Source organism: Flavobacterium sp. LHD-80 (assembly GCF_030929605.1).
In the GTDB taxonomy this organism is placed as follows: domain Bacteria; phylum Bacteroidota; class Bacteroidia; order Flavobacteriales; family Flavobacteriaceae; genus Flavobacterium.
In genome coordinates, this window is the sequence record NZ_JAVFVS010000005.1 from 20,767 (window position 1) to 47,017 (window position 26,251).

The window sequence follows — 26,251 nt, forward strand, 5'->3', positions numbered from 1 at the left end:
TTAAATTATAAAAAATGGAAAATTATTGTTCACATTATAATGATTCTGGCAGAAAATTTATTACTAAATTATTTTTAATCTGCGCATTGTTTTTATTTTCGATTCATACTGTAAGAAGTCAAAAACATCATACTGTTTTTAAAGATTCCCTTGACGGCGCCTTTGATGTTAGTGATTTTTTAATATACGCTCATGGTTTTATAGTGATCCCTACCCTTATTACCGAACCTGCTTTAGGCGGTATTGGCGGAGCCATTGTACCTGTTTTTCTTAAAAAACACGACCCAATTATTGACCAAAACGGAAAAAAAAGGTTTATCGATCCTGATATTACTGGAGCAGCGGCTCTATATACTGGAAATAAAAGCTGGGCCGCAGGAGCATTTCGCGCCGGAAGTTTTATAAAATCTAAAATAATGTATCGTGTTGGAGCTGGTTATGGTGATGTCAATATGTCTTTTTATGAAAATTTACCTACTGGTGAGGATGCAAAAATTGATCTTAATTTTCAATCATTTGTGTTCTACTCCCGAGTCATGAAGCAGTTTCGAAATGCAAAATGGAGTGCTGGGGTTCAGTATTTATTATTAGATTCTAAAATTAATTTTCCGGATTTAAACAATCTCCCTGCCTTTGCAAAGCTTAAAGATATAAAAAGTGTCGTGAGCCAGTTAGGAGGTGCAATTCAGTTTGACGGGCGTGACAATATATTTACACCAAATAAAGGAGTAAGACTGCAGGCTGATTTTTTCTGGTCTGATAATTTACTGGGAAGTGATTACGAGGCATGGAGGGTAAATTTATCAGCAATTGGTTATCAGCCCTTAACTAAAAAATTAATTGGGGGGCTCAGACTCGAGGGAGAGCAGGCATTTGGAAGTCCCCCTTTTTACCTTCGACCAGGAATAAATTTAAGAGGAGTTCCCGCGGCCAGATATCAGGGAAAAACCAGCATTATTGCTGAAGGGGAATTAAGATGGGATTTATACCGACGCTGGAGTCTTATGGGATACGGCGGTGTTGCAAGCGCATTTGATGATTGGGACAAAGCATTTGCCAAACCTGTTGTTTACAGCTATGGTACCGGATTCAGATACCTTATAGCCCGAAAATTTAAACTCCGAATGGGTGTTGATGTAGCAAAAGGTCCTGAAGACTGGGCATACTATGTCGTTTTTGGCAGTAATTGGCTTCGATAATTTTATTTCCCCTGAAATAAATTAACTCGTAAAAAATCTAATTATGCAAAAATTCCTTCTTTTATTCTTATCTTTTTTATGTTACTCAGTACTATGGAGCCAGAAAAAAACAGCGGACACTACAGCGCTACAAAGTCCTCATACCAAAAGCATAGATTTCAATATAATGCCTTATTTAAATTATAACAGGACTCTTGATTTTATGTTTGGAGCTATTCCAATGATGATGTACAAAATCGACAAAACAGATACAATATCTCCAAAATCTTTATCCGGATTAACGGCCGTATATACTACCAATAAATCGTATTTTATAGCACTGTTTAACAAATTTTATTTTAAAGAAGATCAATGGCGGCTGCAATTATTTTTTGCAGCCGGTAATCAAAATGAACAATTTTACGAGGACGATATCGATATACCAGCTTTTTACAATTATCAAAGTAAGAGAATCATGGCAGGGGGAACCCTTCAATACAAAATAGTCAAAGCCTTTTATGGCGGTATTGGCTATTCATATGCCCATTATGACACTGCATATCAAGACAATGTAGAACCATCTTCAATCACACATACAAATGGTTTACAGATAATTGCTATGTACGATACAAGAGATGCAATTTATTATCCTACAAAAGGCACTAAAACTAAATTAAGATGGATAAGTTATCCAACATGGATTGGAAATGAGGTTAGTGCAAACAAAATTCTTACAGAGTATAATAAATATTTTCCAATGCGAAAAGCTGCTGATGTGCTGGTTGCTCGTTTTTCTGGTAAATTTGGATTAGGGAATATCTCTTTTGACCAGCAGATAACTATTGGCAATGAAGATATAAGAGGGTATTCCCAAGGAAAATACCGGGGTGACGGACTTATTGACATACAGGGTGAATACAGGTACAATTTTGGCAAAAAAATGGGGCTTGTTGGATTTGCCGGTGTTGCCACGATTTACGGATCTGATACTGAAAGTTTCAATTGGGGGCTCTACCCAGGAGCAGGCATTGGTTATCGATACCGGGCTTTTAAACATGAAAAATTTAATGTAGGGCTCGATGCAGCGGTAGGAAAAGGTGATTGGGGGCTATATTTTAGAATTGGAGAAGCTTTTTAGTGATTTTACAACGATGACCTGAGGCATTACTATTTTCCAAGTCCTCAAATTTTCCTGTGGCAACAAAATATATGTAGGTCTTTTAAAATCAAATATAAAAGAGAATTTATTTGATAATATAGATTATCTACAGCCTATTTTAAAATGCAAAAAACTAAATAAACCGAATTTAGGTCTGCGCAATGATGCATTGAATTGTTGAGTAAAAAAAAACAGTGGTCACATTTTGGGAATTTACGAGATTATATCATTACGATTAATAAATTTTTCAGGTTATTAAAGCCCATTCAAAGTAATGCTTATCTTACCATCTTATGATTTGATTGGACTTCTGATTGAATCAGAAAAATTATAAGCATATAGGCACTAAGTATGCCTCTTTATTTAAAAGACAACGCTGGAGCATCATTTTCGAAGGTTATAAAATTAAATTCAAAAATCTATAATTTCCTCTCTTAGATATCCTGCTAGTAAAAACATTTATTGCTTTAAGCACTCAAAAAAAGCTTTATTTGAGATCATTGAAGACATTTTTATCCTTCAAATATGCAAATAAGCTGAATTATTAATTTATTGAGTATGTTTTAAAAAATCTCCGTCAATAATAAGAAGTTTTACATGGTTTTCCGCACCTGTAATGGAACGATGTGAGCTAAGTTCATCTGACACGACATATGTTTCTCCTTTGATTAATTTAATTTTTTCACCAGTACTCAATTCGCTGACAAATTCACCTTCTAAACAATGAACAATATGGCCTTTTTGACACCAATGATCTGCTAAATATCCCTTTGAGTATTCTACCAATCGTATTCTCAATCCTGAAAATTGAATTGTCTGCCAATATGCTGTCCCTGTTTCTCCCTTGTATTGATCCTTTTTAACTAAAGACCAATCTATTGCCTGAAATGGTATATTGCTCATTCTTGATTATTTGTTAACTTTTATTAATGCCTTTCAAATTTGTAGTTAAAGCTAAAGATCTGCAGCTATTTAAAAAACTGAATTATAAAATAATAGTAATACTTCATCCATAAATTAATTTTTAAACCACTGCATAAAATTTGGTTTAAAACAGCAGCTTAAAACTTTGTCTTAATAAGATCTTAGAGATAATTCCTTTAATAATTTTTCAGCTTAAAGTGTAAATATTCTTTCAAACTTTATTACAGAAATTCCGGTGGGCAGGACCTTAGGGGCCTTAATGAGCTTCTCCGCAAGAAGAGATGCTGGTAAGGGCCTAAACTCCTTAAGCATTCCAACAGCATTAAAGACTCGCACAGTATTAATCATAATCTTTTCGCTCATTCCTCCAGTTTCATCTCTTACCAACAATCCTGGTTTGAAAATGATGCACTGCTCGAAATAAAACTCCGAAATCATTTCTTCTAAGATTCCTTTCATCCTTAAATAGAGTATCCAGCTGTCAGAAGATGCATTAAGAGAGGATTCTAAGATGAAAGAGCTTACCCCATTTTTCCAAGCCAGCATAATGAAGCCCGTTAAGTCTATAAGGTCTGATTTCCAAGGGTTCTCTCTTTTTTTTAAAGCCGTTTCAAAACAGAAAAAAAGTATATCTCCTACAACGTATTTCTTATACGAATTAATTTCGGAGAAGTCGACAATATATTCCTTGAATTTAGCATGCTTCTTCCCTGTCGGTTTATTTACAAAAGCAACAACAGAAGTATAATCAACATCTAGTAAAAGCTTATCAACTAGTAACCTACCAGTTAAGCCAGCAGCTCCAATGACCAATGCCTTCATAATATATTTTTATAAAATAATAAGTTTATAACACCTTTATTCAACATTTTAGAGAGTTAAAATAAATCCATTTTACCTCTCTACTATTTTATTTCTTTCCTTTTTATTGTAAGAATATTTGTGTATTTTTATAAATCATTTTTAATTTCATTACAGATATGGAAAGTTTTATTATTAACAAAACATCTAGTGGAGAATTTCAGTTCATTTTAAAAAATGAAAAAAATCACATATTAATGACCAGTGGAAGCTATTTAACAGAATTAAATTGCAAAAAAGGAATTGAACGATTCAAAATTTATGCTCAGCACCATAATAAATTTTATAAAAGGACTAGCTCTAATTGGCAGTTCTATTTTTATCTCAAGGCTGCCAATGGACATATCATAAGTATCAGTAAACCTCACGATAGCGTTTTGTCAAGAGATGAGGCCATTGATTGGGTAAAAAAATTCTGCTCAAAGCAGTCCTAAGAAATATAACTTTTAAAGCAATCTAAATTTTTATGGCAGCGATGCTGTTAGATAAAAATTCCTATAAAAAAATGAACGATTTTCCTCTTATTTCTTAGCAAAACAATAACAATTTCATATAAGAAATCTATATCCCGTAAAAATCACAGATAAACACAGATCTTTCTTAAATATCTTAAAATCTCACTTCATATTAATCTTTTATTTAAAGTGAAGATAATCAAAAACACTAAAATAAACTAAGAAAATTTTTACTTTATTTTAAGATAAAAAGTCACTAAGTTACTGAGCATAAATAAATACATTTTTTCAAAACTAATAAGGCTTATTACAGATACAGAAAAAATAATGAAATAAATGACAAGCATAAAACTTAAAAAACAAACTTTTTCAATGTTGTGCAATTGATTCTTTTTATTCATTTAAAACAAACAAAGTAAAATACTTATACAGTTGAAAATGATATAACAAAATGCAAAAATACATACCATAACTGTATTGCAATTCAACAACAATGCTTTTTTAAACTAAATGACATAGGATGGATTTTTTTCTCAAAACCTTCTAATTAATAGTTATTACTGATAAATCAAGCTTAAATAGTAGTTAATTATCACTGACGCCAAATCTAAAAATATAAAAAACGCAAAAAAATCCTATTTCTTTTTTTTATCCATTTATGAATTATAAATATTGGGGTTATTATCATTTATAGAAATTATGATTAGGCAGATCAAGTTATTCCGATTACAGTATTTCCAATAATTTTAGAATATGGTTAAAGATGGAAAATAAAAACAGCCAAAATAAAATCTAAATTTCTATTTCATTCCCCATTAATGGAACATTACTTTTAAAATGATATTGATTCTGAATTTTAATTCGTAGTTCATCAGCCGGCAGGTTTTCACCATGAACTAAAAAAATGCATTTAGGAGTATTTTTTAAGGCAGAGAGCCAGTTTAAAAGATCTTTTTGGTCTCCATGTGCGGATAGCCCTTCAATTTGAAATATCTTAGCTCTTACATTGTAGTAATTCCCATATATTTTAATTTCGTCAGCGCCTTCAAGGAGCCTTCTTCCACGGGTACCCTCTGCTTGATAGCCTACAAAGATCACAGTAGTTTCATCAAATCCTATATAATGTTCAAAATACGATAATACGCGTCCTCCGGTCACCATTCCACTTGCGGCAATGATAACCTTAGGCTGAGGATTTGCAATAATACGCATGGTTTCTTCAAACTCAGAGACAATGGTGAACATTTTGGACATTTCACGACAATTATTATCTGAAAGTTTATGCCATTGCAGGTTTTCTAAAAATACACGCAGTGCATTAGCACCCATTGGAGTATCCAAAATATAGGGGATATTAGGAATCCTGCCTTCAGTTTTGAGCTGCCATAATAGGAACATTACAGATTGTGCCCTCTCGACGGCAAAACCAGGAATGATTACAGTTCCGTTCTCTTCTATGGCATTATTGATTAATGTTTCCAGTACTTTTTTTACATCCAAATCAGGATGCAGCTTATTTCCATAAGTACTTTCTAAAAAAACATAATCAGCCAGTATCGGCTTTGTTGGGGGAAACATTAGCACATCATCATCACGTCCTATATCTCCTGAAAATACTAAAGTTTTGCCTTCGAGAATTAATGTGATGCTGCAGGCGCCAATGATATGCCCGGCATTTTCAAAAAAAGCAGTAATATCATCTGCAACTATTACTGGTGTATTTGGCTGTACGACCTTAAAAAAAGAAGTAACAGTTTGGGCTTCTTGAATTGTGTAGAGAGGTTCGGCCCTTTTATGCTTAGAATACTGCTCTTTGTTGGCTCTATTGGCTTCTTCTTCCTGAATTTTGGCACTATCCAAAAGAACAAGCTTTGCTATTGATCTGGTTGGGCTGGTACAATATATTTTGCCTGTAAATCCTTGGGCCATAAGCCGAGGAAGCCACCCGCAATGATCAAGATGACCGTGCGTAAGCAGTACACAATCTATCGTAGAGGGCAAAATGGGCAATGGATTCCAATTGAGCTCTCTGAGTGATTTTAGACCTTGAAAAAGACCACAATCAATCAATATTCTTTTTCCATTAGTTTCTATCAGAGTTTTTGAACCTGTAACAGTACCCGCACCTCCTAAAAATTTTATTTTCATTTTAAATAAGTTTACAAATTTGTGAAGCTTCTTGCAGTATATTTTTAATCCTGTTTTTACTAATTCCAATTTTATGAAGACCCTGCGAATCGTCAATAAGATCTTTTACCAATATCTGGTTCAGAATAAGCAATTTTTCTTTTTCAACCGTTGATAATGTTGTGAGACAGGTGATAGGGTAAAGAACTCCTTTGTTTATTTTATTTTTAAGATTATTATCCTGGGGATAATCCCAGCTTAAAAGAGAAATTCCTGTGCAATTGGCAAAATCCTGGGCATCTTTTGTAAAACAATTGTTGGTTACGATAATACAGGAATCAAAAGTTTCATTATTAGAAAATAAAGTGTGTCGTTTCGCTTTAAGATCATTAAAACGAGAAAGAATGTACATAGGAACCTTAACATCCGAAGAACCTTCTTTGCTGCCGTGAAACTTGATTCAATCATGGTTATAATGTTATTTTTTATAATGGCTATATCTACTTCATGCGATACACATTTTCCTTGCAGCGTTAAGTTTATTTTAGTCTTAAATCCATCTTCAGCATACAATCTGGAAATAAATTTTTCAAAGAAAAAACCCGCAGGTCCCAGCATTTGCAAAGCCAATTTTATATTATAGCGTGCAGCAAATCCATTAGATGTTTTTTTTAAAATTGCAAAAGCTAGTTTGTAGATTTCTTTAGTGGTTATACCATCATACATTTGTTTTTCTATTTCAACTAAAGAATCCCTTATCAAATCAGTACCGGCTCCAGTTTTTTTTAGAGAAAGTTTTAATTTTTCTTTGTCAAAAGGGACTTTGTGTCCTGAGTGCTTTGTTATTTTCATTATAAACAATATCTTATTTCATTTACTTGAAAAGTAAGCGGTATACCCATCAGTACCTCTCACATTTATACTTCTCATAATATTTAATTATAGCTTTCTTTTCCATTAGTTTATTATAGTTTGTTAACCTGCATAATAATATTATGCTGTTGATCTTTCACTGAAAAAAACAGCCATATTAAATTATAAGAAAATCAAACCAAAAATACCTGTTTTATAACATATTTAACAAGTGCATAACCAAACCCATCATTTTAAACATCCAAAAAGGCTTAATAATTAACACCTTAACAAGTTTTATAATATTACCTTGATTCCTGTCCAATAACATCAATTTTTACTCCTCACCTAGACATAAAATCCATTATTCAAACCAGAATAGTACTAGATAATGAAAACTTTACCCCACCCTCAGCAACTTTGAAATCATAAAAATAATGAAAGATTTAATTTAGAAATATATTCCTACAAAAATATGGTATTATTAGATAGTAAGTTGTTTCAAAAAGCTAAACATTGTTTCAAATTGTAATTTGCAACCAATTTTTTAATATTCAAAATTACAATAAAAGAGAACAGCAATAAATTAAATTCTTACATTCTACACATCAATAGTGCCTATAAACTAAAGAATTATATAATAAAAAAAATATAATTCTTACTTTTTTTTAACAATTAGCATAAAATAAATATCTTATCTTTATAAAAACGTTATAGAATTCTTCTCGATACCTACCTAATCGCTATTTATCTTTTAAAACACACCTTCTTTATTTTTATCTTGAATTTCGGACACTATCATAAGTCTCAAGCCACTAGCTCAATTTAAAAAAATTAAAAATGAAAAAATTATTACTCGTTTCTGCGTTTATTATTTGTTTTCTTTGTTTTCCTTTCTCCGTACATGCACAAGTAGGTATTGGAACTGAACAGCCGTCAAATTCATCAATGCTTGATATCATATCCGCTGACCGCGGTATTCTGATTCCCCGAGTATCTTTAAGCAGCACTCAAGATTTGACGACAATTACAAATGGAAATATTAACAGTCTACTCGTATTTAATGTACAGACAATAGCCGATGTAACACCAGGATTTTATTATTGGTTTACTAATAAGTGGAATAGATTGGGAGCGGAAAATAATTTTGAGGCACTGACTTCCATTTCTCAGGATGCAAAAGCGGGAACGATTACCTATATTGATGAAAAAGGGAATTCTACTGTTTTGACTATAGGAGGATTAATTACCCAGCACGAAACACTAACCTCAGCCGTTTTTACACCGGCTACAGGAATCCTGACTTACACAGATGAGGATGGTGCTGCAACAGATATGGACCTATCGGTTATGATTCCCAATTTTGAGACCCTGACCTCCATTTCGCAGGACACTGCAGCTGGAACCATTAGTTACATTGATGAAAAAGGGGTTTCCACTGTTTTGAATATAGCAGGCCTAATCGCCCAGCACGAAACACTAACCTCAGCCGTTTTTACACCGGCTACAGGAATCCTGACTTACACAGATGAGGATGGTGCTGCAACAGATATGGACCTATCGGTTATGATTCCCAATTTTGAGACCCTGACCTCCATTTCGCAGGACACTGCAGCTGGAACCATTACTTACATTGATGAAAAAGGGGTTTCCACTGTTTTGAATATAGCAGGCCTAATCGCCCAGCACGAAACACTAACCTCAGCCGTTTTTACACCGGCTACAGGAATCCTGACTTACACAGATGAGGATGGTGCTGCAACAGATATAGACCTATCGGTTATGATTCCCAATTTTGAGACCCTGACCTCCATTTCTCAGGACACTGCAGCTGGAACCATTACTTATATTGATGAAAAAGGGGCTTCCACTGTTTTGAATATAGCAGGCCTAATCGCACAGCATGAAACACTAACCTCAGCCGTTTTTACACCGGCTACAGGAATCCTGACTTACACAGATGAGGATGGTGCTGCAACAGATATGGACCTATCGGTTATGATTCCCAATTTTGAGACCCTGACCTCCATTTCTCAGGACACAGCAGCTGGAACCATTACTTACATTGATGAAAAAGGGGCTTCCACTGTTTTGAATATAGCAGGCCTAATCGCACAGCATGAAACACTAACCTCTGCCGTTTTTGTGCCAACGACAGGAATCCTGACTTACACAGATGAGGATGGTGCTGCAACAGATATGGACCTATCGGTTATGATTCCCAATTTTGAGACCCTGACCTCCATTTCGCAGGACACTGCAGCTGGAACCATTACTTACATTGATGAAAAAGGGGTTTCCACTGTTTTGAATATAGCAGGCCTAATCGCACAGCATGAAACACTAACCTCTGCCGTTTTTACACCGGCTACAGGAATTCTGACTTACACAGATGAGGATGGTGCTGCAACAGATATGGACCTATCGGTTATGATTCCCAATTTTGAGACCCTGACCTCCATTTCTCAGGACACAGCAGCTGGAACCATTACTTACATTGATGAAAAAGGGGTTTCCACTGTTTTGAATATAGCAGGCCTAATCGCACAGCACGAAACACTAACCTCTGCCGTTTTTACACCGGCTACAGGAATCCTGACTTACACAGATGAGGATGGTGCTGCAACAAATATGGACCTATCGGTTATGATTCCCAATTTTGAGACCCTGACCTCCATTTCGCAGGACACAGCAGCTGGAACCATTACTTACATTGATGAAAAAGGGGTTTCCACTGTTTTGAATATCAGAACATTAATACTAAACACAACTGTTTCAAATGCCTCTCAAGTAAATACAGCTACAGTGACTGTTAATGGAATAACAAGCAGTGGTGCCCCTATTGTAAATTCAAACACATTAACGGTAAATAGCGGGAATTTAATATCTACGGTAAATGGCATTTCATCAAATCCCGCGGTAGTAGTTTTGACTTCTGCAGACAACGGATTAACAGCGGAAGATGGAAATATCCAATTGGGAGGAAGTTTGTTAAAACCCACTACTATTGTTACTGATAACGTCAATACATTAGCAATAACTGGTTTGCAGACTGGAGCAGTTACCGATAAACTTTTAGTTAACGATACGAACGGAATTTTAAAAAACGTTTCCGGTGCTATGCCGAGATTTTTTTATATGCCGGCTGTGACATTTGATACTTCTAACATTTTAACGGGACTGACAAAAAACTTACATCAAGAATACATCAATCAATTTACAAACATTACTGTTAAAAGCGCAGGTGCTCCAGTTGATATCCCTAACGTTCCTTTAAGTACAGATCTTTATTATTATGTGACTTATTATGATCCAGCAGTTTTTGCTAATTTAATTATTGATGCACAAGGTATACTAACATACGACATCATCGGATCTGGCACTCCTGTTTCATATATAAATATTGTATTTGTTTTAAAGTAGGTTATAATTCTATGGTTTAATTAAAAAAATGATCGCATTGTTGAATAGAAAAAGTTAGTTATGAACTTTCTATTTTAAATTGACATTAGCATTGTTACATCTTTTTTGGAAATAAGAGAATCACTTATAGTTGAATAATGTTTAAATCTGCAAGAATGGTAAATAAAATAAACATCGGAAGAAAGAAAGTGATCAAATTATTGATGATGCATATCATGATGTTGATTTTCAGTAATGGTGTAAGAGCACAATTTACTTACAAGGATGATTTTAAAAACAGTACAGCTCCAGATCTTATCTTGGGTGGTCCAGGCGGGGCTTCAGGTCAAGCATATCTCACATCAGGGATAAATGATCCAAAAGGGGCAGGATGGCTGAGGCTTACTAAAGCTATCACAAGTCAAAGAGGTTACGCGTATGTCAATAAGTCATTTCCCTCTACTTTAGGGGTATTACTTGATTTTGAATATAAAATGTGGCGTGATGCCAGTGATAGCGGCTTTAATGGAGCTGATGGTATTGGTGTTTTTCTTTTTGATGCGCAGGAAGTAGCTGCAAATGGGTTTCGATTAGGCGGATACGGCGGGTCTTTGGGATATGCTCCACATCAGCAAAATGGAACACCTCTAGGTTTAAGGGGTGGGTATATAGGAATTGGACTTGATGCATATGGTAATTTTTCACAGCCTACAGATGGACCAAAAACAGGAGGACCTGGTATTAGACCTAATTCCATAGCTCTTAGGGGACCTACAGATGATGTTACTATTTCTAACAGCAATGTCTTTTTGGCAGGAAGAACACTTTTATCTGCACAAGATATTAGAGATATTACTGAAGTTGGAGATCCAGCAACCGATGCTGTTGATTATAATACCATTACTTCTCAAAGACCCACAGATGATTTGTTTTATCGAAGAGTACAAATTGAAATTATTCCAACTTTAACTGGGGGTGTTTATGATATTATTGTCAGGTGGAAAACTACTCTCGATGGAGATTTTCAAGAAATATTTCGTTATACGACTACTGAAATTCCTCCCGCCTTATTATCAGTTGGCTTTGCAGGTTCTACGGGATCAGGGTTTAATTATCACGAGCTTAGAAATATTTTAATGACAACTCCGGGTAATCTTAGAATAAGTAAACATGCGAGTAAAGATTATTTGAGAGCCATTACAGGCAGTGGTTTCAATGAGATTACATATTACATTGAGGTCGTCAACGATACAGACGCAGCTTTGTCTAGTATTAATTTTGAGGATAAAATTACAGATTCTCAAGGTAATATTATTAACCCATCGATGTTTACAATAACAAGTATTACGCATTCAGGTTTTCTGTCAGGGACGGTATTACCAACAACATCTTCTATCAATGAATTCTCCGGGAGTTTAAATCTGGCTGCTAATTCAACAGGAAAAATTATGGTAACTGGACAATTATCAGTAAATCAGATACCTATTGGAAACGTTTTAATCAATACTACTACTGTCAATCCACAGGATATAACAGATGAGGATCTTACTAATAATACCTCTTCTGTCACTACTCCGGTTTTAGCTGAACAGGTAGATCTTATTCTTGTGGCGAGTTCACAAAATCAATGTGTTGACGGATCTAATTCTTTTGATCTGAAACTTGCCAATATTGGTACCCAGGATGCAGTTTACAGACGTATAGGGACTACAGGTCAAAGAATGGTCATTACTAAGGTTATCGAGTCAGGCTTTACTTATAATGATAGTGCTACACCCGGCGGATTTGATAGTGGCAGCGGGACGGTGGCAAGATGGACAAGGTTTGTCCAAACAAATACACCAGCTGCAGGACAAACAACATACAATTATATTGCTCGTTATCCAATAGCAAATACTGATCAGATCCTGAAAGGATTTGGGACAGTTTATGAACCTGATTATCCTATACGTTATACCATAACACCTCCTGCAGGAACAAACAGTTATACCGATGTTTCAACAGTAGCATATAGAGCCGCGTGCTCCGGTGCTGGATCTGCTAATTGTTATACAGGCAATAATATCGAAATATTAACCCCTACCGATAATACAGCCAATAATACCGTTTCGACAACTTTAAAGCTAACACCAATAGCCCCAACTGTAGTAAGTCCAATAGAATATTGCATGAATGATACTGCTATAGCCCTTAGCGCTACAGCTGATACTGGAAATTCGTTACGCTGGTATACCAATATAGGAGGAATAGCTTCAGACGATGCCTTTATTCCGCTTACGAATGTTTCAGGAGTATATACCTATTATGTAAGTCAAGTTAACGGATCATGTGAAGGTCCCATGGCAGAAATAAGCGTAACAATTCTGCCAACACCAGTCTCCGGCACAATATCAGGCCCGCAGACAGTATGCAGTGGTATTAGTCCCGGACTTATCAGTTCATCAGCTGATGGAACGGGAACGGGAACCATAACTTATCGCTGGGAATCTTCCATAGACAATGCAGCTACATGGCAGACCATTGCAGGTGCAAGTATTGCAACCTACCAGCCACCTCCGCAAACAAAGACTACACAGTATCGCCGTATTACAATTGCCTCAACAACAGCAGGAACAATATGTGAATCGGTCCCAACCACCCCCGCAATTATCACAACAAAAGATTGCAAGGTCGTTTCAAATCCTATGATAAGACAAAGGGTAAAATAAATTTAAAAGAAAAGAAAATGAAACAGATTCAACTCATATTTATTCTCCTACTTATTACCAAACCTCTTTTTGCACAAGATTTGAAAACCGTAAATAAAGGTGTTTTATATGTAAGCCCGAATACACTTATGACTGTATTGGGTAGTTTTGATAATAAAAATATGGCTCAATATGAAAACAATGGAGAGGTTCTTTTTAAAGGAAACTTCAACAATGACTGGATAACAACTTTTAATCCTTCCCTTGAAGGATATACACGTTTTGAAGGTTCAACATCTCAGGAAATAAAAGGCAGTAAAATTATTGATTTAAAAAAAGTAAAGTTTGATAACAGTAGCACACAGCCTGCCTTTAGACTCCACGGTACAGCAGTTTTTAATGATCAGGTTGATTTTAGCAAAGGAATTCTGAATTCAGATGATTATGGAGGAATGGTTGTTTTTACTCAAAATGCTGCCCACATCAACACATCAAATGACAGTCATGTAGATGGACAGGTATATAAGGACGGAAGTACTGCCTTTTTGTTTCCGGTAGGTGATAAGAATTTTTTCAGGTTTGCCTCCATGTCAGATTCCGGACAGACTACAGCCAGTTATGCCGCTAAATATTACTTTGAAAACTCAGACCCGCTATTTCCACACAGCAGCAAAGCGTCCAATATCGATCTAATAGACAATACGGAATATTGGACTTTTGACAAAATCAACGGAACCGATGTGCTTCTCACTTTAAGCTGGGATGAAAATACAACCCCGTCTTTAATATTAACACAACCATTGGAACTCATACACATTGTAAGATGGGATTCAACACAGCAACAATGGATTGATGAGGGTGGTGCCGTAGACATCAATCAAAAAACAGTAACAACATCTGTTAATGTCTCTGGGTACGGAACTTTTACTTTAGCAAGGATAAAAGACAACAATACTGGTGATTTAATTATATACAATGCCGTTTCTCCTAATGGAGATAATTATAACGAGTACTTTTTTATTGACGGCATTACAAAGTATCCAAACAACAAGGTGACTATTTACAACCGCTGGGGAATTAAAGTTTTTGAAACCGAAAATTACGATTCAAAAGGAAATATTTTTAATGGATACTCACAGGGAAGAGCCACAATAGCTAAGGATAACTCTCTTCCGGATGGTACTTATTTTTATACCCTCGAATATGAAATTCCAAATCTCTCCGGGAACTCTCAATTTATTAAAACTGCAGGATATTTATATTTAACTAAACAGTAGATACTTTATAAAAACTATTTATGTGGCAGACATCTTTTCCATTCTGAACAATGGTCATTACCTGTCAATAAATGTAAAAGTATTGAACAAATTAAGAAACTATGGGAACAAAATTACTACTTTATATTGTACTGCTTGCAGCAATGCAGAGTTATGCTCAGCAGGACGCCCAGTATACGCAGTATATGTATAATACAATCAGTATCAATCCTGCTTATGCAGGATCACGTGGAGCGCTAAGTTTTTTTGGATTGTACCGCACACAATGGGTGGGACTCGATGGTGCGCCGGAAACCAGCAGTTTCTCAATAAACACTCCCATAAACAACAGCAATTTAGGAGTCGGGCTTTCGCTTGTGAATGATAAAATTGGCCCCACTAATGAGAACAATATATCTGCAGATATCTCTTATACCATTCAGGCTTCCGCTGATTTTAAACTGTCATTTGGGATAAAAGGAACCGCCAGTATATTTAATCTGGACATCAACAAGCTAAATCCTGCAGACCAGGGAGATCCGCAGTTTCAGGATTTAAACAATAAGTTTTCTCCTAATGTGGGATCCGGTATTTACTGGCATTCAAACAAAGCCTACATCGGGCTTTCGGTTCCTAATTTCATCGAAACCAACAGATACGATGATAATGATGTTGCAATCTATAAAGAGAAAATCAATTATTATTTAATGGGAGGCTATGTTATTAATCTTGATAAATTAGAGTACTATAAATTCAAACCGGCCGTGCTTGCAAAAATGGTCGAAGGAGCACCGCTCCAGGTTGATATTTCTGCCAACTTTATGTTCATCGACAGATTTGTAGTAGGAGTGGCTTACAGATGGAGCGCTTCTTTAAGTGCCATGGCTGGTTTTCAGATCACAGACGGACTTTATTTAGGATACGGGTATGATCGTGAAACCACCAACCTGAACAATTATAATTCAGGATCTCATGAGATATTCCTGCGGTATGAATTCTTCAAAAACAATGGTAAAATGACAACACCCCGTTTCTTCTAAAAACAAGTATTATGAAAAATCACAGACTTTTCTGCTTAATAATTCTAAATGTTTTTTACGGCTATTCACAAGAATCAAAAGTGAAATTGGGTGATAAAAAATACGATGACTATGCCTATATCGACGCCATAAAAACGTACGAAAGAGTGGCCAATAAAGGATACAAGTCTGAAGATTTGTTTAAAAAACTTGGAAACTCTTATTATTTCAATTCTGAGTTTGAAGGAGCTGCCAAATGGTACGGTGAGTTATTTGCCATCAATACCACTCCCGAAGCCGAATACTATTACAGATATGCACAGTCTTTAAAATCAGCAGGGCAGACTGATAAGGCTGCTAAAATTTTGGATGAATTCAGCATCAAATATAAAAACGATTCCAGAGGAAAACTTTACAAGAAAGATATCAATTATCTCGATGAAATTAAAACTAATTCAGGACGTTACAAAATTGAAGATGCCGGCATTAATTCTAAATATTCTGATTACGGAAGTTTTGTTTACGACAACAAAATCTATTTTGCATCGGCCAGAGATACAGGGAATTTTTCTCAAAGGAAACACAAATGGACAGGCGAATATTTTACCAATATTTACAATGCCGATCTTGATACTCAAAGCAACAGCGTATCAAAAGTAAACAAAATAAAATCTGAGATCAATAGGCGTTTTCATGAATCATCACCAGTTTTTACCAAAGACGGAAAAACGGTTTATTTTACAAGAAATAATTATGTGGACGGTAAAAAAGGAAAAGATGCTGATAAAATTACGCTGATAAAAATTTATCAGGCCAGTCTTGAAAACGAAAAATGGACAAAAGTTACTGCCCTTCCTTTTACAAGTGACAACTACAGTACGGGACATCCTGCGTTGAGTCCGGATGAAAAAACTTTATACTTTGCATCTGACATGCCAGGAACCATCGGTCAGTCTGATATCTATAAAGTCATCATCAATGCTGATGGCAGTTTTGGGACTCCGCAAAATCTTGGTGCATCAATTAATACAGAAGGAAAAGAAACTTTCCCCTACATAACTAGTGAAAACGAAATTTATTTTGCCTCAGATGGTTATCCCGGACTTGGCGGACTTGATGTTTTCGTGGGACGGATCCAAGATAACGGAACCATCAGCAGTATTCAGAATTTAGGAAATGACATTAATTCTCCCAAAGACGATTTTGCTTATATCATCGACCCGGTTTCCAGACAAGGTTATTTCAGTTCAAATAAAGACGGTGGACTGGGTTCTGATGATATCTACAAATTTTTAGAAACCAGAAAATTAGAATGTCTACAGGAACTAAACGGAATAATAACAGATTCTGAAACCGGTGTTGTGCTTCCTGGAACAAAAATTGCTTTATACGAAAATCAAAAAATTAAAAATTCAACAGTTTCCAACAAAACCGGAGAGTATAGTTTTGATGTTGACTGTGGTAAAACCTATAGGGTTAGAGCTGAAAAAACAGGATATGCAACAACAGAAGTTGATATTATTATTGGAAAAGTAACAGGTAAAACCGATCTTCCTATTGGATTGGATAAATCCGTTTGCCAGGTTGCTGTTGGAGATGATTTAGGAAAGTGTTTTGGCATTAAAATGATTTATTTTGATCTGGATAAATCCAACATCCGCACCGAAGCCGCTTTAGATTTAGAAAAAATACTAGATGTTTTAAACCAGCATCCCAATATGAAACTTGATATTCGCTCGTATACTGACTCCAGAGCATCACATCCATACAATCAGGTATTATCTGATCGAAGAGCCAAATCAACCATAAACTGGCTTATTAAAAACGGAATCGCAAAAAATCGCTTGACCGGAAAAGGATACGGTGAAAACCAATTGATAAACCTATGTTCTGACGGGGTAAACTGCACTGAAGAGGAACACCAAATGAACCGAAGAAGTCAATTTATAATTATTCATATATAGACATACATTAAAGGAAAATTCTTTGTTTTCACTTCATGATCAACATTTACACTGACATTTTCATAAAGACTTTATCTGCTTATAAAACTATTATTTTATATTGAAAATTTCAAATTCACCTAAAATATCTTTATGATAGATTCTAATAAAAAGAAAATGTTCTGAAAATTCACTTTAAATCTTCCTTTTTTTCTATTCTTCACGCTAACTATGTGTATCGAAGGATCCTTTCTGGATAAACGAACAGTAAATTGAATCTTCTCGCGGAATAATTTTGTAAATTAAATTTGATTTTTAATTAGAAATCATAACATTAAACTTAATATCATAGACTGGTAACAATTTGGTAAGACAAACGTCTTACTATAAAACTAACTAAAATATGAAACCAAAAAAAATTGAAACTTCTCCTCAATTTTATGCGAGAATTGCAGGACTGTTCTATTTAGTCATTATTCTAACAGGTTTGTTTTCTGAAGTTTTTGTCAGAAATAAATTGTTTGTTTCGGGAGATGCGAATGCCACAGCAAACAATATTATCCATTCTGATTTTTTATGGAGATTGGGTATTAGTGCCGATTTGATTATGCAAATTTGCGATCTGCCTGTAATGATTATACTTTATTATCTTTTTAAACCGGTAAATAAAAAACTTGCTTTGCTTAATTTGTCTTTTAATTTGATACAGACTGCCGTTTTGGTAGCTAATAAATTAAATCTTCTGGCTGCTTTATTTTTCTTAGGAGATACTGAATATCTAAAATCTTTCAGTCCAGATCAATTGCATACGCTTGCTTATCTTTCTATAAAATTGCATGGCTATGGTTTTGGAGTCGGACTAATCTTTTTTGGTTTTGTTTGTCTGATTGAGGGATATTTAATCTATAAATCAGGATATTTCCCAAAAGTTTTGGGAACTTTAATGACAATTGCCGGTCTTTGTTATTTAGCAAATAGTTTTGCATCAATCCTGGCTCCGGAATTATCGAGTTTTATATTATTATTTCCGTGTATTGTTGCCGAATTAGGTCTGACTTTATGGCTTATTTTTAAAGGCTTAAACATCACAATATGGAAAGAAAAGGTAAAACAAAGATAATTGTATTGTGGACTTAAGATAGTAAAAAAATAAAATATCAAATAAGTAAACTATCATGTAAGAATTAAGAAGAAAAAAAGCGTCTTTAATAGACGCTTTTAGTTTGTTTTTTATTTGAAAAATTATTTTAAATCAAATCGATCTAAGTTTATTACTTTACTCCATGGGGCTGTAAAATCAGTGATGAATTTTTCATTTGCATCATTACTTGCATAAACTTCTGCAATAGCTCTTAATTCCGAATTAGATCCTAGCTACTTGTAAATAAAGATTCTTATACATATACTCAAAGTTTTAATTTTAATGTGTTACTTAACGCAATATCATTTTAAAGCTTATCAAATATATCATCCATTTATAAATGTTTGTTGATAGATTTCTAAAATTAAGCGCAAGAAATTCAAATTTATAAGATTTTTAACTAATTTTATGGAATGATTGAACAATTAATAGGGTGATTATGTTACATTTTAAATAGCGATATTCATAAATTATTATATCAGATATAACTACTGTTAAGTCTTTTTTTATTTTAATGACAGCAGTATATTTTTTATCTCAATTAGAGCAGAACCTTTTCAAAATATATTTTTTCGTTAAAAAAACTAAAATGATTTAAAATTAAAAATCTTAATTCTAATAAATTAATGCTATGGAAAAAATTGCCATTTCATTTTTGTCTGTGTTTCTTTTGGTTGCTTGCAATCAAAACTCAAAATCAGATACTGCTCTGAAAGATAATATTTCAGATACAGCAGCTGTAGTTTTTAAGCCTGTAAATATTAATGAACAAATTTTATATCAGCGGGGTGTTGAGGCTGCGATATGGGCAATGCCTGCTGTAAATTTTCAATTAATGTATGATGCTTTTGCTAAAATAAATGGTAAGTACAATCAGGTTGTTATTTGGCCAAATTTATTAGATTGGAAAAATCAGACACTAACGCCTAATCCTGATGTAATTTATTTAATGCCGTTTTTCAATACAGAAAAAGTGGGGCCGGTAGTACTTGAAATTCCTCCTGCAGATACTGGGGTTTTCAATGGAAGTGTTATGACATATTGGCAAAATTCTATTCAAGACGTTGGTCCAGGCGGAGTTGATAAAGGAAAGGGAGGAAAGTATCTTTTTATACCACCAGGCTACGACAAAAACAAAATACCTGCTGGTTATATTGCCTTGCAATCTAATACGTATCGTGGTTATGCACTATTGCGTTCTGTGTTAAAAAGCGGAAGTGATACTGATGTCGCAGCAGCGGTAGCTTATGCAAAGCGAATAAAAGTTTATCCGTTGAGCGAAGCTTCAAAAAATCCAACAACACAATTTGTCGATGCCAGCGAAAAAGTATATGAATCTAATATCCCATTTGATTTTACTTTTTATAAAACATTAGATAAAATAGTTCAGGAAGAACCATGGCTGGAAAGAGACAAAGCCATGATAGATATACTAAAATCAATTGGTATTGAAAGAGGCAAACCTTTCAGCCCTGATGAGCGAACAAAAGAAATACTGACAGCCGCTGCTAAAACCGCCCAGTCTTGGCTGGACTCAAAACTTGAAGAAACAGAACCCTTTTTCAAAGGAACACACTGGATTTTTCCAGTTACGCCCGAGTTTGGAAAAAATATACAAGGCGATTATCTTATTGCCGATTCCTATCCTACAACAAATAGAGGTCTTCTATATACAGTTGGTTTTTTTAGTGCGAAACACATTGGTGAATCTCAATATTATTTAATGCAGATTGTAGATAAGGAGGGTAATCCTCTAGACGGAAGTGCTTCATATAAACTAAATGTCCCAGCCAATGTCCCAGTTAAACAATACTGGTCAATGACGGTTTATAATCGAGATACCCATAGTTTTATTCGTAATGCAAAATGGTCGGGGCGTTCCTCTCAAACACCAGGTCTAAAAATAAATAGTGATGGTTCAGTTGATCTCTATTTTGGCCCTACTGCTCCTGCAAGTGGCGAATCGAACTGGGTACCAACAGATCCAAAAGGCAAATTTGAAATATTGGCTCGTTTTTATGGCCCTAAACCTAATTTATACGATCAGAGCTGGAAATTAAATGATGTGGAAAAAATCAAGTAGTTTAATGAATTTATTTTCTTTTAAAAATAGATCAAGATGAGAAAACTAGCTTCCTTAATTTCACTTGTTGTTCTGACAGCTTGTAACCAAAATAAAAATATAGAAACCAGCACAACAGTTCTTGTGCCAGATGACACTACAGCTATAAACTCTTCTAATTCAACACCATCAGGACCTGATGTTAATGTTAAGATTACCGAAGCTTATGCAAGGCAGGTGGCAAGAGATGCTTACTTCTGGGCATGGCCAATGGAGAATATTTATAACCGACGTCTTGCTTTTAAGCAGTCTCCAAAAGTAGGATTGATGAATGGTGTACTTCCTTTTGCTCCACTGAATTCTCTGGCGATGCTTCATGATTACATAAAACCAGAACAGCGCTGGGTTGCATGCCCAAATCAGGATGTGGTATATGGAGCAGCAATTGCTGCACTAGACGAAACTCCAGTAGTGATTCAAGTACCAGATTTTGGTGATCGTTTTTGGGTTTATCAGGTCGTAGATCTACGAACAGATGCTTTTGCACAGTTAGGGAAAATGTACGAAACAAAACCGGGTTTTTATTTATTGACAGGCCCAAACTGGAAAGGAGAAGTACCTAAAGGAATTACAAAAACTTTTCGCAGTAAAACAGGAACTGCTTTTATTGTTCCAAGAGTATTTCAAGATGATACGCCCCAAGACAAAGCTGCTGTACAAAAAATAATTAATAACATTGATGTATATGCTTTGAATAAATTTGATGGTAAAGTTAAAAATCAGGATTGGAGCAAACTTCCATCATTAGCTTCGCCTACAAAAGATGAAGGTACTGGCGAAACCAAATGGGTGTTTCCTGATAACTTTTTTGATTTACTTCCTACTGTGTTAAAAGATGCACCGCCATTAAAAGGTGAAGAATCTCGATATGCGCAAATACTTGCCGTAATTGAGGCAGCAAAAAAAGATCCGGCATTAAAAAAAGCAATGATCGAAGAAGCACATAAAGCCGATAAGGAGCTAATTGATCCGTTGTTACAATTTCGAAATTGGGGAGTACCACTTGAAAATTACTGGTCAACTGTTAATAATTGTGCTGCTTTTGGAACAGATTATTTCACACGTACAGCTATTGCAAAGTCTAATATATTGGTAAATGTTGGCGCTGAAACAAAATATCATTATCAGGATCTAGATTCAAAAGGCACAAGACTAAATGGAACAAATCAATACATTGTAACATTTGCAAAGGGCAAAATACCGCCTGTAAAAGGGTTTTGGTCGCTTACTTTGTATGACGAACACCATTTTTTTTCACCAAATCCTATAAAACGTTATTCTGTTGGTACTAAGAATAAAGGCTTAAAATATAATGCAGATGGTTCATTGACTTTGTATGTGCAGAATTCTGAACCGCAGGGAGATAAAAAAGCCAATTGGCTTCCTAGTCCTAAAGGTGTTTTTTGTCTGTATTTTCGATGCTATTGGCCAGAAGAAAAGATAATTAAAAATGAATGGACACCCCCTGCAGTAATGAAGACAAACTAAAGTTACGTTCAATTTATAAGTTATGCAGAGCTTGGTGTAATTCCGAACCTATTCGTACGACCCTTTGATTGAATATACAAATAAAAATTGCACATAAAGTTAAATACATTTTTGTAATAAATTTGGTAATCCAAATTTATTATTACTCGTCATAATTTACAAACTCGAAAGTCATTTGATTTTTGAGTTTTTTTGTTCAAAGTTATTGATGAATTTCTCTCATTTTGTGAAAACACTATTTGTTAGGATTATTGATTAGAATCCATTAAATGCTATTTTAATAATTTTGCATGAACAAATTTTTAATACCAGAATATTTAATTTATTAAAATTTAAATATTCTATTTTTATTTTCTTAAACAGATTAATTTAAAAAGAAGCATATGTGAGGTCATCAAGAAAAAGCTTATTAATATATTAGTTTAGAAAACTTTTTTATTCTCATATTATTTTTAATTTTATACTAAAACTCTTAAAATCTGTAAATTATGAAATTGAATCTTTTAAAAGTAATACCTCAAAATCAATACAAAATAATTTCGATTATTATGTTTATGATTATTGGTTCAAGCGGAGAAGTTTTGGCTCAGAAAAAAGATGATAAAGGCGAAAAAAACAAACTCCCCTATTCAGATCCTGTTTTTAAAGGAAAAATTGGAAAAACATATAAAGAATCTATGGCCGTCTGGCCCGAAATTCCAAAAGCAGCTGGCGGGGCACCAAACATAATTATTGTATTACTCGATGATGTCGGGTTTGGTCAGACTTCTACTTTTGGTGGATTAATCCCTACTCCAAATCTGGATAAGCTTGCCTCTGAAGGGATTAAATATAACAGGTTTCATACCACAGCAATATGCGGTCCCTCAAGAGCGGCACTTCTTACAGGAAGAAATCATCATGATGCTGGAAATGGATTTTTGATGGAATGGGCTACAGGATTCCCCAATTATTCTACCATGATTCCAAAGTCAACTGCAACAATGGGAGAAGTTTTAAAAGATAATGGCTATTCTACTTGGTGGTACGGAAAAAACCATAATACACCAGATTGGGAAACCAGTGTTGCAGGACCATTTGACCGCTGGCCAACAGGTTTGGGATTTGACTATTTCTATGGCTTTAATAATGGTGAAGCTCACCAATATTATCCCGTAATATTTGAAAATACACTGCCGGTAGAGCCTAATAAATCGCCAGAAGAAGGGTATCATCTGCTCACAGATATGACCGATCGAGCCATTTCTAAAATGAAGTATTCTAAATCTGTAGCACCAAACAAGCCTTTTTTCATGTATTTCGCGCCTGGAGGTATGCATGCGCCACATCATGTTACAAAAGAATGGCGCGATCAATTTAAAGGCAAATTTGATATGGGATGGGAAAAATACAGAGAAGAGGTTTTTGAGAATCAAAAGAGAAGGGATTATTCCCCCAGATACAAAACTGACCGCAAAACCTGATTGGGTTCCAGCTTGGGAAACATTAAATGACAAGCAGAAAAAAGTTTATAATGCACTCTTTGAAAATTATGCAGGGTATTTTGCTTTTACTGACCATGAAGTTGGACGACTTTTAAATGCTATTAAGGAACTTCCAGATGCCGAGAATACTTTAGTAATTTATATAGTGGGAGACAATGGAGCTTCTTCTGAAGGCGGGCCAGATGGGACAATGGATGAAATGAAAAGTCTTGCAGGTATGAATGCCAGCTTAGACGATATTATTAAAGATCTAGACAAACTTGGAGGTCCAGAAACAGAACCACATTATCCAGTGGGATGGGCTTGGGCAGGAAATACCCCTTTTCAATGGGTAAAACAAGTAGCATCTCATTTAGGCGGCTCCAGAAATCCAATGGTAATAAGCTGGCCGGCACGTATCAAACATGATGATAATCCTAGAGACGCCTTTTTACATCTGATAGATGTTGCACCAACTATATATGAAGCAGCTCATGTTACTATGCCTGAATATGTAAACGGAATAAAACAAATTCCGTTGGAAGGCAAATCATTTCTTCCAACTTTTACTGATAACACATACAGAGGAAGAACAGAGCAATATTTTGAAATTTTAAGCAATCGTTCGATATATGAAAACGGATGGAAAGCCAATGCACAGCACACTTTGCCATGGAGACAGGATGTAGCACCTGGAAATTGGGATAATGATAAATGGGAACTTTACAATCTAAATTCCGACTTTTCAGAAGCAAATGACCTTGCAGCAAAAATGCCTTCAAAATTGGCCGAAATGAAGAAGAAGTTTGATCAGGCAGCAGCAAAATATCATGTTTATCCATTAGATGACCGTGGTGTAGCCAGGGCTTTAATTCCTAAGCCACTGCCTCCCGGAGTTGATCCTAAAACGACACATTTTGTGTATTATCCTGGTGCCACACGACTTCCAGAGACTGCCTCTCCTTCTATCAAGAACCGAAGCTGGACTATTACGGCGGATGTGACAGGAAATGGTGAGAAAACCAATGGGGTTATTATTGCTGCAGGTGGAGTGTCTGCTGGAATCACACTGTATGTAAAAGATGGAATTCCTGTTTTTGATTATAACTATTATGGTAAACATACCATTATCAAATCTCAAAAAGCGACAGGCAAAGATCCTGCTACTATAACTCTGGATTTTGTGTATGCAGGCGGCGGTATGGGAAAAGGTGCTGATCTGGTTATGAAAGTTAACGGAAAAGAGACTGGAAGGGGGAAAATGGATGCAACTGTCTTTGCTCGTTTTGGAGCAGATACTTTCGGAATTGGAGAAGACAGCGGTCAGCCGGTAACATTCGATTATAAACCGCCTTTTAAATTTAATGGTGCAATAGAAAAAGTCACTATTGATTTAAAATAAATATTTCCCAAAACCATCATAAATCGTTATTTTGAAAGCAAGATTAATAAAAGACTTGTCTTACAATTAAAAATATTTTTTAAATACCTAGGTTCCTTTTAAAAAGATTAAATTTATAAAATAATTACTACATAAAACACATCAAACAATATGTTCCTATATGTTAGAAATTATAATCGAAATACAATTTTGAAAGCAATTCATAATAAATAAACAATAGTACTAAAAAACAACGCCATTGTTTTCCAATGACGTTGTTTGTCTTTATGTGGACAACTTTGAAAATCTAAATTCGAATCTTAGGTCACAACTTCGCATCATTCACTATAAACTCAGAAATTTCAAAAATCGTTTACCATAATTTTGCTACATTATTTGATATTTTAAAAACCAACTTATTTTATTGATTCCGGAGAATATTATAATTCAAACGTAAATTATTAAAAAAAACGTTTAAACTTTATTTTTTCAAAAAGAACACTAAAAACTTTAGCTGGTATTTTAAATATCTAAAAAAAAAAACTAAAGTAGAAAAAAATCAGTCAGATAAAAAACTAGTAAATCAAATATTTTGAAAAATTACATGAGATACTACAACCATCAAGTTTGCTTGTATTTTTTACACAAACCTTTCAATACAGCATGTATTTAATGACTTGCTATAAAATTATAATAAATTCTACTCCATAAATCCTGCCTTAATCTCAATCAATCTATCCATACCATCCTGAACCGCGTTTTCGTAAAACTCAGCCATGATTTTTGATATTTC

At 34.8% G+C, this 26,251-nt stretch carries 18 protein-coding genes; 13 read left to right on the forward strand and 5 right to left on the reverse strand.

Annotation, left to right across the window (positions count from 1 at the left end; translation table 11 throughout):
- Window positions 1-14: 14 nt before the first annotated feature.
- The gene (locus RB619_RS08135) at window positions 15-1,199 is read left to right on the forward strand and encodes a BamA/TamA family outer membrane protein (protein WP_308096213.1); all 1,185 of its coding nucleotides are present in this window, start codon (window positions 15-17) and stop codon (window positions 1,197-1,199) included.
- Window positions 1,200-1,242: 43 nt separating this feature from the next.
- The gene (locus RB619_RS08140) at window positions 1,243-2,316 is read left to right on the forward strand and encodes a BamA/TamA family outer membrane protein (RefSeq protein WP_308096216.1); all 1,074 of its coding nucleotides are present in this window, start codon (window positions 1,243-1,245) and stop codon (window positions 2,314-2,316) included.
- 570 nt (window positions 2,317-2,886) lie between these two features.
- On the opposite strand, the gene RB619_RS08145 is transcribed toward RB619_RS08140, so the two are convergent.
- Window positions 2,887-3,240, reverse strand: coding sequence for a DHCW motif cupin fold protein (locus RB619_RS08145; RefSeq protein ID WP_308096218.1), 354 nt, complete (start codon window positions 3,238-3,240; stop codon window positions 2,887-2,889).
- A 213-nt stretch (window positions 3,241-3,453) separates the two neighbouring features.
- A complete protein-coding gene (locus RB619_RS08150) occupies window positions 3,454-4,083 on the reverse strand; it encodes a semialdehyde dehydrogenase (protein ID WP_308096220.1) in 630 nt (209 codons plus the stop codon).
- Window positions 4,084-4,319: 236 nt separating this feature from the next.
- Between RB619_RS08150 and RB619_RS21080 the strand changes: the two genes are divergently transcribed.
- The gene (locus RB619_RS21080) at window positions 4,320-4,556 is read left to right on the forward strand and encodes a YegP family protein (RefSeq protein WP_374119688.1); all 237 of its coding nucleotides are present in this window, start codon (window positions 4,320-4,322) and stop codon (window positions 4,554-4,556) included.
- Window positions 4,557-5,369: 813 nt separating this feature from the next.
- On the opposite strand, the gene RB619_RS08155 is transcribed toward RB619_RS21080, so the two are convergent.
- From RB619_RS08155 to RB619_RS08160, 3 genes are read right to left on the reverse strand one after another with little or no spacing between them, the layout of a single operon-like run.
- Window positions 5,370-6,725, reverse strand: a complete 1,356-nt coding sequence (locus RB619_RS08155) for an MBL fold metallo-hydrolase (RefSeq protein WP_308096222.1) — start codon at window positions 6,723-6,725, stop codon at window positions 5,370-5,372.
- A 1-nt stretch (window position 6,726) separates the two neighbouring features.
- Window positions 6,727-7,116, reverse strand: a complete 390-nt coding sequence (locus tag RB619_RS21085; protein WP_374119677.1) for a hypothetical protein — start codon at window positions 7,114-7,116, stop codon at window positions 6,727-6,729.
- Entirely contained in the window at window positions 7,026-7,556 is a 531-nt protein-coding gene (locus tag RB619_RS08160; protein ID WP_308096224.1) for an ATP cone domain-containing protein, read from the reverse strand. Before RB619_RS08160 ends, RB619_RS21085 begins: the two co-directional genes overlap by 91 nt.
- An 840-nt stretch (window positions 7,557-8,396) precedes the next feature.
- Here RB619_RS08160 and RB619_RS08165 point away from each other — a divergent pair.
- The 10 genes from RB619_RS08165 (at window position 8,397) to RB619_RS08210 (ending at window position 25,479) form a co-directional block, all read left to right on the forward strand.
- Complete coding sequence (locus tag RB619_RS08165; RefSeq protein WP_308096227.1) at window positions 8,397-10,979, forward strand: hypothetical protein; 2,583 nt, start codon at window positions 8,397-8,399, stop codon at window positions 10,977-10,979.
- A 155-nt stretch (window positions 10,980-11,134) separates the two neighbouring features.
- Window positions 11,135-13,666 carry a hypothetical protein gene (locus tag RB619_RS08170; RefSeq protein ID WP_308096229.1) on the forward strand — a complete coding sequence of 844 codons (2,532 nt, stop codon included), beginning with the start codon at window positions 11,135-11,137 and terminating at the stop codon, window positions 13,664-13,666.
- Window positions 13,667-13,683: 17 nt separating this feature from the next.
- Complete coding sequence (locus RB619_RS08175; RefSeq protein ID WP_308096231.1) at window positions 13,684-14,922, forward strand: gliding motility-associated C-terminal domain-containing protein; 1,239 nt, start codon at window positions 13,684-13,686, stop codon at window positions 14,920-14,922.
- A gap of 101 nt (window positions 14,923-15,023) precedes the next feature.
- The gene (locus RB619_RS08180) at window positions 15,024-15,941 is read left to right on the forward strand and encodes a type IX secretion system membrane protein PorP/SprF (RefSeq protein ID WP_308096233.1); all 918 of its coding nucleotides are present in this window, start codon (window positions 15,024-15,026) and stop codon (window positions 15,939-15,941) included.
- Window positions 15,942-15,952: 11 nt separating this feature from the next.
- On the forward strand, window positions 15,953-17,884 hold the full coding sequence (locus RB619_RS08185) for an OmpA family protein (RefSeq protein ID WP_308096235.1): 1,932 nt from the start codon (window positions 15,953-15,955) through the stop codon (window positions 17,882-17,884).
- Between the two features lie 382 nt (window positions 17,885-18,266).
- On the forward strand, window positions 18,267-18,983 hold the full coding sequence (locus RB619_RS08190) for a DUF4386 domain-containing protein (protein ID WP_308096237.1): 717 nt from the start codon (window positions 18,267-18,269) through the stop codon (window positions 18,981-18,983).
- 652 nt (window positions 18,984-19,635) lie between these two features.
- The gene (locus RB619_RS08195; protein WP_308096239.1) at window positions 19,636-21,087 is read left to right on the forward strand and encodes a DUF1254 domain-containing protein; all 1,452 of its coding nucleotides are present in this window, start codon (window positions 19,636-19,638) and stop codon (window positions 21,085-21,087) included.
- A gap of 36 nt (window positions 21,088-21,123) precedes the next feature.
- Complete coding sequence (locus RB619_RS08200; RefSeq protein ID WP_308096241.1) at window positions 21,124-22,614, forward strand: DUF1254 domain-containing protein; 1,491 nt, start codon at window positions 21,124-21,126, stop codon at window positions 22,612-22,614.
- A 488-nt stretch (window positions 22,615-23,102) separates the two neighbouring features.
- On the forward strand, window positions 23,103-24,077 hold the full coding sequence (locus RB619_RS08205) for a sulfatase-like hydrolase/transferase (protein WP_308096242.1): 975 nt from the start codon (window positions 23,103-23,105) through the stop codon (window positions 24,075-24,077).
- On the forward strand, window positions 24,019-25,479 hold the full coding sequence (locus RB619_RS08210; protein ID WP_308096244.1) for a sulfatase-like hydrolase/transferase: 1,461 nt from the start codon (window positions 24,019-24,021) through the stop codon (window positions 25,477-25,479). Before RB619_RS08205 ends, RB619_RS08210 begins: the two co-directional genes overlap by 59 nt.
- Window positions 25,480-26,251: the final 772 nt, after the last annotated feature.

What these genes read in the sequence shown, in the direction of transcription:
- RB619_RS08135 (WP_308096213.1), top strand. Translation starts at nt 15, where the DNA reads ATGGAAAATTATTGTTCACATTATAATGATTCTGGCAGAAAATTTATT.
- RB619_RS08140 (WP_308096216.1), top strand. Translation starts at nt 1,243, where the DNA reads ATGCAAAAATTCCTTCTTTTATTCTTATCTTTTTTATGTTACTCAGTA.
- RB619_RS08145 (WP_308096218.1), bottom strand. Translation starts at nt 3,240, where the DNA reads ATGAGCAATATACCATTTCAGGCAATAGATTGGTCTTTAGTTAAAAAG.
- RB619_RS08150 (WP_308096220.1), bottom strand. Translation starts at nt 4,083, where the DNA reads ATGAAGGCATTGGTCATTGGAGCTGCTGGCTTAACTGGTAGGTTACTA.
- RB619_RS21080 (WP_374119688.1), top strand. Translation starts at nt 4,320, where the DNA reads ATGACCAGTGGAAGCTATTTAACAGAATTAAATTGCAAAAAAGGAATT.
- RB619_RS08155 (WP_308096222.1), bottom strand. Translation starts at nt 6,725, where the DNA reads ATGAAAATAAAATTTTTAGGAGGTGCGGGTACTGTTACAGGTTCAAAA.
- RB619_RS21085 (WP_374119677.1), bottom strand. Translation starts at nt 7,116, where the DNA reads ATGTACATTCTTTCTCGTTTTAATGATCTTAAAGCGAAACGACACACT.
- RB619_RS08160 (WP_308096224.1), bottom strand. Translation starts at nt 7,556, where the DNA reads ATGAAAATAACAAAGCACTCAGGACACAAAGTCCCTTTTGACAAAGAA.
- RB619_RS08165 (WP_308096227.1), top strand. Translation starts at nt 8,397, where the DNA reads ATGAAAAAATTATTACTCGTTTCTGCGTTTATTATTTGTTTTCTTTGT.
- RB619_RS08170 (WP_308096229.1), top strand. Translation starts at nt 11,135, where the DNA reads ATGGTAAATAAAATAAACATCGGAAGAAAGAAAGTGATCAAATTATTG.
- RB619_RS08175 (WP_308096231.1), top strand. Translation starts at nt 13,684, where the DNA reads ATGAAACAGATTCAACTCATATTTATTCTCCTACTTATTACCAAACCT.
- RB619_RS08180 (WP_308096233.1), top strand. Translation starts at nt 15,024, where the DNA reads ATGGGAACAAAATTACTACTTTATATTGTACTGCTTGCAGCAATGCAG.
- RB619_RS08185 (WP_308096235.1), top strand. Translation starts at nt 15,953, where the DNA reads ATGAAAAATCACAGACTTTTCTGCTTAATAATTCTAAATGTTTTTTAC.
- RB619_RS08190 (WP_308096237.1), top strand. Translation starts at nt 18,267, where the DNA reads ATGAAACCAAAAAAAATTGAAACTTCTCCTCAATTTTATGCGAGAATT.
- RB619_RS08195 (WP_308096239.1), top strand. Translation starts at nt 19,636, where the DNA reads ATGGAAAAAATTGCCATTTCATTTTTGTCTGTGTTTCTTTTGGTTGCT.
- RB619_RS08200 (WP_308096241.1), top strand. Translation starts at nt 21,124, where the DNA reads ATGAGAAAACTAGCTTCCTTAATTTCACTTGTTGTTCTGACAGCTTGT.
- RB619_RS08205 (WP_308096242.1), top strand. Translation starts at nt 23,103, where the DNA reads ATGAAATTGAATCTTTTAAAAGTAATACCTCAAAATCAATACAAAATA.